The 8,850-nt window shown below is 33.6% G+C and carries 6 protein-coding genes; 1 reads left to right on the top strand and 5 read right to left on the bottom strand.

Going from position 1 to position 8,850, the window contains the following annotated elements:
• Nucleotides 1-233 precede the first annotated feature (233 nt).
• From DKT72_RS16955 to DKT72_RS16935, 5 genes are all read right to left on the bottom strand, one after another.
• Entirely contained in the window at nucleotides 234-1,145 is a 912-nt protein-coding gene (locus DKT72_RS16955) for a phage exclusion protein Lit family protein (protein WP_111309938.1), read from the bottom strand.
• A 400-nt stretch (nucleotides 1,146-1,545) separates the two neighbouring features.
• Nucleotides 1,546-1,986, bottom strand: a complete 441-nt coding sequence (locus DKT72_RS16950; RefSeq protein WP_111309937.1) for a hypothetical protein — start codon at nucleotides 1,984-1,986, stop codon at nucleotides 1,546-1,548.
• 155 nt (nucleotides 1,987-2,141) lie between these two features.
• Entirely contained in the window at nucleotides 2,142-2,636 is a 495-nt protein-coding gene (locus DKT72_RS16945; protein ID WP_111309936.1) for a TPM domain-containing protein, read from the bottom strand.
• Between the two features lie 811 nt (nucleotides 2,637-3,447).
• Complete coding sequence (locus tag DKT72_RS16940) at nucleotides 3,448-3,858, bottom strand: VOC family protein (protein ID WP_111309935.1); 411 nt, start codon at nucleotides 3,856-3,858, stop codon at nucleotides 3,448-3,450.
• A 41-nt stretch (nucleotides 3,859-3,899) separates the two neighbouring features.
• A complete protein-coding gene (locus DKT72_RS16935) occupies nucleotides 3,900-4,631 on the bottom strand; it encodes a helix-turn-helix transcriptional regulator (protein WP_111309934.1) in 732 nt (243 codons plus the stop codon).
• Nucleotides 4,632-5,622: 991 nt separating this feature from the next.
• Here DKT72_RS16935 and DKT72_RS16930 point away from each other — a divergent pair.
• Nucleotides 5,623-8,850, top strand: a complete 3,228-nt coding sequence (locus DKT72_RS16930) for a SusC/RagA family TonB-linked outer membrane protein (protein WP_111309933.1) — start codon at nucleotides 5,623-5,625, stop codon at nucleotides 8,848-8,850.

Genomic DNA, 8,850 nt, shown 5'->3' with positions numbered 1-8,850 from the left:
GATAAGTCTATTCTTCGGTTTTTATCGTATTAAGGCGTTTATAAACGCCATTTTAAACTCATATCATCATCTTTCAATGTACAAGATAATAACCTATTAAAACCAACAGACGCCCTTAATTGGGCGTTTTTGTATCATGTTTTTTTGAAATTATGGGGTTGTGCAACGGTTACCGGTGTTACCTGCTGCCGTTTTTTAAATTATTATTCAATTTTGGTTTCTTTTTAACTTACTTACACCAGTTTTTTTTTGTATTCTTTAAGTTCTTTAATCATGTCATAAAAATGTTTTTTGAAGTTATCACCAACTTTGTATTTCGGTATATGGAATAATTCAAAGTTAGTTTGCCATTCCATTATAGACCATAGAGCATAACTCCATAAATAATCGTCCTCTTTTAAATTTAGTCTTTCTAAACACAATATAATCCTGTCTTCTGGTGCCGGATGAATTTTTGTGTCCGAGAATTTATTAGGAGTATAACTTAAACTATTTAATGCGGCTATCCATGCAATATTATCTGTGAACTTGTTGTCTGGACTTGAAGAATCCATAGCCCACATAATTGCAAAATTGTCCGCATCAACTTCCATTTTTCTTAAATTTTCGCTCGTTCTTTCTTTTAAGGGTACAAAAGGATGTCCTAAAAAAACATGTGCAAATTCATGCAATAATATAAATTGGACTGCAGAAAGAAATACAGCGTTAGAAACTCCGATAAGTCTTTTTGGGTCTTTTGGATGAAGTTCAGGGTTTGGCATGGTTTCTTTGTCCCATGCACTATATTGTTGCTTTAATGATATTCCATATTTCCTTAATTCTCTTGCTTGTTTGTTTTCGTCTAATGTAACTTCCTTTCCGCCAGAAGGAGTCGTTACAATTATACTATAAATATTTGTCCACAAGAATGATAAAAAGCTGTCATGTAATGTTATTTTTAGTCCATTTGTTGATGGGCCAATAACTCTAATATTTTCTGTTAAGTACTCAAGTCTTACTTTACTTAAAACATTGTCATTAGGTCTTAAATTTGTTAATGCTTCCTTAATACCAATGAAATAAGATTCAATGAGATTATAAAAAACTCTTATTGGTTGATCACCATGTTGATTATCAATTCCATTAGTAAAATTATTACATAGCATATTAATTTTATCTTAATTTATTCAACTTATAAATATCTTTTGTGGTTGCTGCCAACACTTGTATAACCACAATAAATACCCATCCTATTGTAGTTATATCGTTTATATATGCAATATATTACTTTTCAACAAGGTATCCTATAGGCTTGTAATGGTTTTATTGTTAATGGCAATGGTTTTGGGAAGTTGAAAACTTCGCACAGCAGGAAGTCAACTAAAAAAAGAAACTGCCTCAAAAGGCGTTTATAAACGCCATTTTAAACTCATATCATCATCTTTCAATGTACAAGATAATAACCTATTAAAACCAAAAAACGCCCTTAAAAAAGGACGTTTTTGTATCTTGTTTTTTTGAAATTATGGGGTTGTGGAACGGTTACTGGTGTTGTAGGTAGTATTTTTATCTAAATCCAACTTCTTTTCTATTGTAAAAGTTTGTTTTAATTCCGCAGTTTTCTAAAATAGAACTTACTTTTTTAGAATCAAGTCCATTACAATTAAATCGTAATTTTTTTCCGTTTTGTTCAATTTTAAAATGTGCTGGTGTTCGAGACATATACTCGTAATAAGTAACAATGTCTATTTTGTCAAATGGAATTTCTGTTTTTTTAAGTCCGATTATAGATAGAGGATATTTCACAATAATTTTTTCCCTCTTAGAATCCAATATCACTTTTTTTATCCATTTTTTATTTATCGATAAGATTGCAATAAATGCAAATATTGATATTCCAATAATCAATATTGGGTTTGCCATAAAATAAATCGGCAAAATTGAGATTAGTAAAGTCAAAATCAGGACTTTTAAAATTCCGCTAAAATATTCAGGTTCAAACTCCATTTCGTTTTATCAATATTACCTACAACAGTTTGACTATGAGCTGGCGGGCTTTAGATACTCTTTCATGTCAGCCAAGCCGAAAGTTGGTTAATAATTTTATAGTTTCGTTATTCACTGTCGCCCCGCTTGCTTATAGTTTTTGTTGGCAAGCGTTTTTATTTTAATTTTTCCATTACTTCTATCAATCCTAGTTTGATACCTTCGAAATAGTCTCCATTCTTAAAGTTAGGTATGAAAAAGGCATCTATTATTTTCTTAGTCTCTTCATCACTTAGAATCTCTTCAATACCAAGACCATTCTGGATTATGATTCTTCGTAATGTCGATGAAACGCCAATTAGAACTCCATTGTCTAAGTCCTTTTTTCCGACTCCCCAATAATTTGCTAATTCTAATGTGTAGTTGTCAAACGTTTCTGCTGATGTCATGGTGCTGTCTAAAGTAACAATGGCAATTTCTATCTTGGTTTGTTTTTCGTAGTCAATGATAAGGCTGTCAAGATATTCTTCTTGTCGATCCATCAGCAAGTTTTCAAAATCGTTTACAAATCCTTTTGGCTGCGGAAGGTTTGAGTTTTCTTTATTCGTCTGTCCACATGCGGTCAGGACAAAGCAGAATACCATTAATAAAATTGAGCTCGTTTTTTTCATGTCTTTTTAATGCTTGCCAACACTTGTATAACCACAATAAAATACCCATCCTATTGTAGTTATATCGTTTATATATGCAATATATTACTTTTTCAATGGTTGTTGGTTGGTGGTTGTTGGTTTTTTTCGTTTGGGATGATGGGATTGTCTTTGCTTTTATAAAACATTGTTTTACCGCGATAGGTTATAACCTGAAAAGGTATCTAATATTCACCAAAAGACAGTGAAAAGTGGGGCTATTCTTTATTGTTCTTACTCTTACCCCACCAGTTGCAAACTGGCGGTAGCGTAAATTTTTAGTTTGGGATGATAGGATTGCCTTTACTTTTATAAAACATTGTTTTACCGCGATGGCTTGTAACCTGAAAAGGTATCTAATATTCCCAAAAGACAGTGAAAAGTGGAGCTGTTCTTTATTTTTCTTACTCTTGCCCCACCAGTTGCAAACTGGCGGTAGCGTAAATTTTTAGTTTGGGATGATGGGATTACCTTTACTTTTATAAAACATTGTTTTACCGCGATGGCTTGTAACCTGAAAAGGTATCTAATATTCCCAAAAGACAGTGAAAAGTGGGGCTATTCTTTATTTTTCTTACTCTTACCCCACCAGTTGCAAACTGGCGGTAGCGATACTAGGGAACAGCGGGTAAAAGTGGGTCATTTTTAAATATTGGGAAGGGAAAATCGTATGAGTAGTGGCAGACGATATAGTAACTTCTTGTAAAACTGCTATGAAGTTTGGGCGGCCTACAAACGTTGATATTTACCACATCGTCTGTCATTACTGATACAAAATGTTAGTGGTTAGTGCTTATTTTTTACTTTCAAATTTTTTGATTGTTTCTGGTGTTGTAGGTGTAAACAGGTTAACTAAATTGCCATCAGGGTCATGGAATAAAAGTGATTTGTTTCCCCAGGGCATTGTTGTTGGTTCCTGAACGATATAGGGTTTCAGGAAATCGGCTAATCTTTCATAATCTTTTTCTACGTCCTCTACCAAAAACTCAATAATAGCACTGCGATTTTGTGAAGCCTGAGCGACATTTTCTCCACCGAAAAACTGCAATGTTCTTGTGCTTCCTATGGCTAAGGTTGCTGTTTTTGTTTGCAATTCTGCAAAATCTGGTGTGTATTGCACTATCTTTATTCTGGTTACCTGCTCATAAAATTTCACCAAACCGTTTATATCGGCAGTAATAATGCGAATGGATACTAAATTCATATGCTTAAATTTTAAAATTATTTAGCAAAAATAAATTCACTTTATGACAAAGGGTTGTCAGGGGTGTTGAACTTTTTTTCTTTTTCTGCTAAATATTCCTGTAGTGTCAGTTTATGTGGTAGAAACTTTAAATCGGTTTGTTGAATTTTCAAAATTCTGTCCAACCGAAACATCCGGTAATCCATTCTTAATCTGCAATAAGCGATAAGCGTCCAATTTTCTTGTAAACTGTAATATAATGCAAAGGGTTCTATTGGTCTTTCAGTTTTTCCTTTTAAATTTTCTCCTTGATAGGTGATGTTAAGCACTTGAAACTTTGTTAAGGCATTTTGAATTAGCATTAATGAATTACTCGTATTTGAGCCCGATATGGCAGGACTAATAGCAACTCGCTTTGATAGCAGTTCTATTTTTTCTCTGGTGGAATATCGTAGAACAGCTTTTATCTTATTGATTGCTCCCGTGTATTCTTTAATAAGTGAGCTATCTCTGTTTTTATTCACTAATTGTTCTACTGTAATCAATGCGTTGGCTTCACTTTCCGAAAACATTACAGGTGGTATTTTATACCCTTCCATTAAAGTGTAGCCTTTCCCTTCTTGCATTAGGATAGGTACACCTGCTTGTTCTAATGCTTTGATGTCTCTGTAAATGGTGCGTACACTGACCGCAAATTTGTCCGCCAATTCTGTGGCCGTCAACAGGCGTTTCGTTTGCATTTGGGTTAGAATTGCAGTTAGTCTTGAAATTCTCTTAATGTCATGATCTTTCATTATAGGTGTGACGGTTTATTTTTTTTCATATTATCTCCAAGAATTGTATAACCACAATAAATATCAACCCTTTTGTAGTTATATTGTTTATGTATGCAATATATTACTTTTTTGGTTGTTGGTTGGTGGTTTTTGGTTGTTGGAGAACTTTGCACAGCGCATTACAGATTTCGAAGAACTGGCTTTTATTTTTTTATTAGCCCGAAGTTGCAAACTTCGGGGAGCGGAGCATTACAGACTTTGAGAGCGCACGCTTTATTAATTAAATTCTTAACACATCTATAGCCGATGTATTGAAGTATAATAAGCTTCTATGATACAGACTGGCAAAAAAACATTGTATAGGTTTTTAATGACTAAATAAATTATAGAAAGAAGTTGTTGGGTAAAATAACCAGTTAAGGCATTGGTGAATCTATTATTTGAAACTCATATGATTAATATCATATTATCATTACAATAATTTAACATGGGGTTTAAAGCATGTTGACTAGAATTAATCAATAACACTAAATTCTTACGATATATTCATAAAAACTGACAAACACGTGTATTTTATTCAACATTCCGGCAAATATTCTGAAATAAGTTAATATAGTATTAGTTTCTGCTAATTATGTTTATTTAATAAAATATTAACATTCTAATTTTACCAAACCCCAAACCATCATCAATTAAACAAAAAACTACTTGGTTAAAAATATGCTTGTTATATCGTTTTGACGAAATCGAGATAATAATCATTTTAAGATAACACTCAATGCCAATTAATATAAAATTAATTATTCAATAATGTTTAATAGAGTTTTAAAACAGAACTAATTCTTTTTAAGAATTTAAAATACCAAAGACAATTATCACAGAAAATTATAACATAGAGTTCAACCAAAAAAATAACATTATAGTATAATCTTTTTATAAAAATTTTAACCCTTTGAAGTCTAACCTTAGCAATTGAAATGGTCTAACAAACCTTGAAAAACCAAATTTTATGAAAAAAATCAACTTTATCCCTAGTAGAGGAATACCAGGTAAATACAGTTTGCTTCGCAACAGAATACTATTTGTTTTCTTGTTTATTTTTAGTTTCGCAGTGTATGCGCAGCGACAAATAATAACAGGTACAGTAAATGATTCTGATGGCTTAGCAGCAATTGGTGCAACCGTTTTGGTAAAAGGAGCCTCTGATCGTGGTACATCTACGGATTTCGATGGCAAATTTTCTATTTCGGCATCTAACAACGAAACTTTAGTTTTTTCCTATGTGGGATATAAAACTCAAGAAATTCCTATTAATGGAAAAACGAACATCAATGTAACGTTAGTCCCTAATCAAGAAACCCTCGATGATGTTGTTATTGTGGCTTTCGGTAAAGCTCAAAAACAAGAAACGGTTGTAGGTGCTATCTCCAAAATATCAGGAGATAAACTTATGTCGGTACGCATGGGTAGTAGTGTAGAAAACAGTTTGCAGGGAAGATTACCTGGTTTAACTGTTATAATGACTGATCCTACACCTGGGGAAGAGGCCTTAGGAGGTTATTATGCTGCTTCACCTATACAGATGTCCATTCGTGGGAACTCATCCATGGGAAATAATACCCCACTCTTTATTGTTGATGGTGTTGAAAGAACTTTTTCCAACTTAGACCCTAATGATATTGAGTCTATCTCTATTCTTAAGGATGCTTCCTCTACAGCCGTTTACGGTGTGAAGGGCGCGAATGGTGTTATTATAGTTACTACTAAAAGAGGTAGAAAAGGTGCCATTGAACTGGATTTTTCCACAAGTTTTTCTATGAAAGAAGCTGCCATACTTCCTGAATATATGAATGCTTACGACACCATGAAATTAAGAAATGAAGCTTGGGCGAATGATGGTTTGTGGAACTTAATGGTTTCTGATGAAATTTTAGAGCATTATAGAACACAGGACCTTCCTTATTTATATTCTGATACCGATTGGATGGATTATTATTTTAAGCCTGGTTTTGACCAAACTTATAATCTTAATGCCAGCGGTGGTAATAACTTTGTGCAATATTATGCTTCTATAGGGTTTCTTAAAGAAGGTGATATTTGGGCTGTTGGTGATAAATTCCCTTATGACTATGATAAACAAAATGCTCATTATGGTAGTACAAGGTATAATTTTAAAAATAATCTTGATTTTAATATTTCTAAAACCACAAAACTGTCTGTTAATTTAGGTGGTAATGTTAAAGCTTGGGGAAAACCAGAAGATACTTTTACCCAACCTATATGGTATGAACCAGTAACTTCCATGCCTTTTTATCCTGCTGAAGCTTTAGCTCAATACCCTGATAATGTAATCCCTTACAATCAAACAGGACCTAGACCCTATATTAACCCAGCACAAGGAGAGGTTGAAATGAACTGGTTAGGGGCACAAGGTTTTAATAGATTTAAGGCCAATGAACTTAATGTTGATATTAAGTTTGACCAAAAGCTTGATTTTATTACTAAAGGGTTATCTACAAATTTTTTATATTCTTATAACTCCAATGTGGTTTATCAAAAAAATTATTGGTTACCACAATACTTTGGTTACTATTTAGATCCAGACACCCAAGAATGGTCTAGGTATGACAATTTTGGTGGTCTTGATTTAGATACTCCTCAGCCATCTTTGCAGGTGAATAATTCTGAAAATATTTTTAAGGGTTGGAGAAGTCAATATTTTCAATATTCTTTAGGTTATACTCGCACTTTTGACAAGCATACCATATCTGGATTAGGACTTTTTAGCCGTAGAAAATCTATTGGAGATCAATTATACTATTTTCCTAGCTACGAAGAAAACTGGGTAGGGAATATTAATTACAATTATGATGATCGCTTTTTCTTTGAAGCGAGTGTGGCTCATACTGGCTCTGAAAAATTTGCGCCAGGACTTCGTTTTGGTACTTTTCCTGCGGCGGCAGGTGGCTGGGTTATCTCTAACGAAAAGTTTTTTGGCAACCTTAAAGAGTCCATTAATATGTTAAAGATTAAATATTCTTATGGTGTTGTAGGTAGTGATGCAGGCATTAGCAGGTGGTTATATCTTTCTGAATACTCTAAACGTCTTGATAGTTATGGAAACATCATTGGAACCAATTTTGGTTATCCATTACAACCTTATGATTACATATACGAAGGCAATCTTCCTATACTAGATGCTACTTGGGAGAAAGCGTATAAGCAAAATTTAGGTTTTGAATTAGGCTTTTTAAATAATCTTATAACTCTGAATGTGGATTTATTTGATGAACGTAGAGAGGATATGCTTCAATCTAGGCAAAGAGTTCCATCTTGGGTAGGTGTTCCTTCTATTCAAGCAAACATTGGGTCTTCTAAAAGTCATGGTTTTGAAATCGAATTAGGCTTTAACAAAGCCTTTAATGATGGGTCTTATATTATGTTTACGGGTAATATTTCTGCTTCAGAAAACAGAATGGTCTATTATGATGAATCAGACAATATTCCTTTTAATCTTAAAGCAGAAGGAAAACCTGTTGATATTGCCAGAAGAATGGGTTCTTATACCCCTGCTACCGGCATCGTCACACAAGGTTTTTATCAAAACTTTGATGACTTATTTTTATATCCTAAAGTAGGTGGCGGCAATCCAATTGTTGGAGATTTTAAATTCCTTGATTTTAATGGTGATGGTACTATAGATGGTCAAGACCGTGTGGTTGCGGAAAGTCCTTCAATTCCTAATGTTACCTGGAACGGTACGCTAAGTGGTGGTTATAAAAACTTATCTGTGGAATTAAACTTTTATGGTATTAGCAGTGTGCAAACACCAATGCGTCAAGGGGGGTTATTTTACTTATATCCATTTACTGAAAATAAAGACAATGCTTATACGGCTCATGCAAACCATTGGACACCTACAAATACTAATCCTGAGTTTCCTGCTGTTCATGCTGAAGCTAGTAAACAATACAATTATCAAATTAGCGACTTTTCAATGGTTGAAGGCAAATATATACGCTTAAGAAGTGCAAACCTTCGTTACGCCATCCAATCTGAAAGCATTAAAAAAGCCATCGGTATTAAAAGTTTAGAACTGGGCATAATTGGAACAAACCTATGGACTTGGAGAAAACGTAAATGGGGTGGTGATCCAGAAGGATCCAATTTTGGAGTTGATTTTGGGGCTTATCCTCAAATGAAAAGATACACTTTAGAACTTCGTGCAAAATTCTAA

Source organism: Confluentibacter sediminis (genome assembly GCF_003258355.1).
In the GTDB taxonomy this organism is placed as follows: Bacteria; Bacteroidota; Bacteroidia; order Flavobacteriales; family Flavobacteriaceae; genus Confluentibacter; species Confluentibacter sediminis.
Note: the sequence above shows the minus strand (reverse complement) of the source record. Positions and strands in the feature narration are given on the sequence as shown.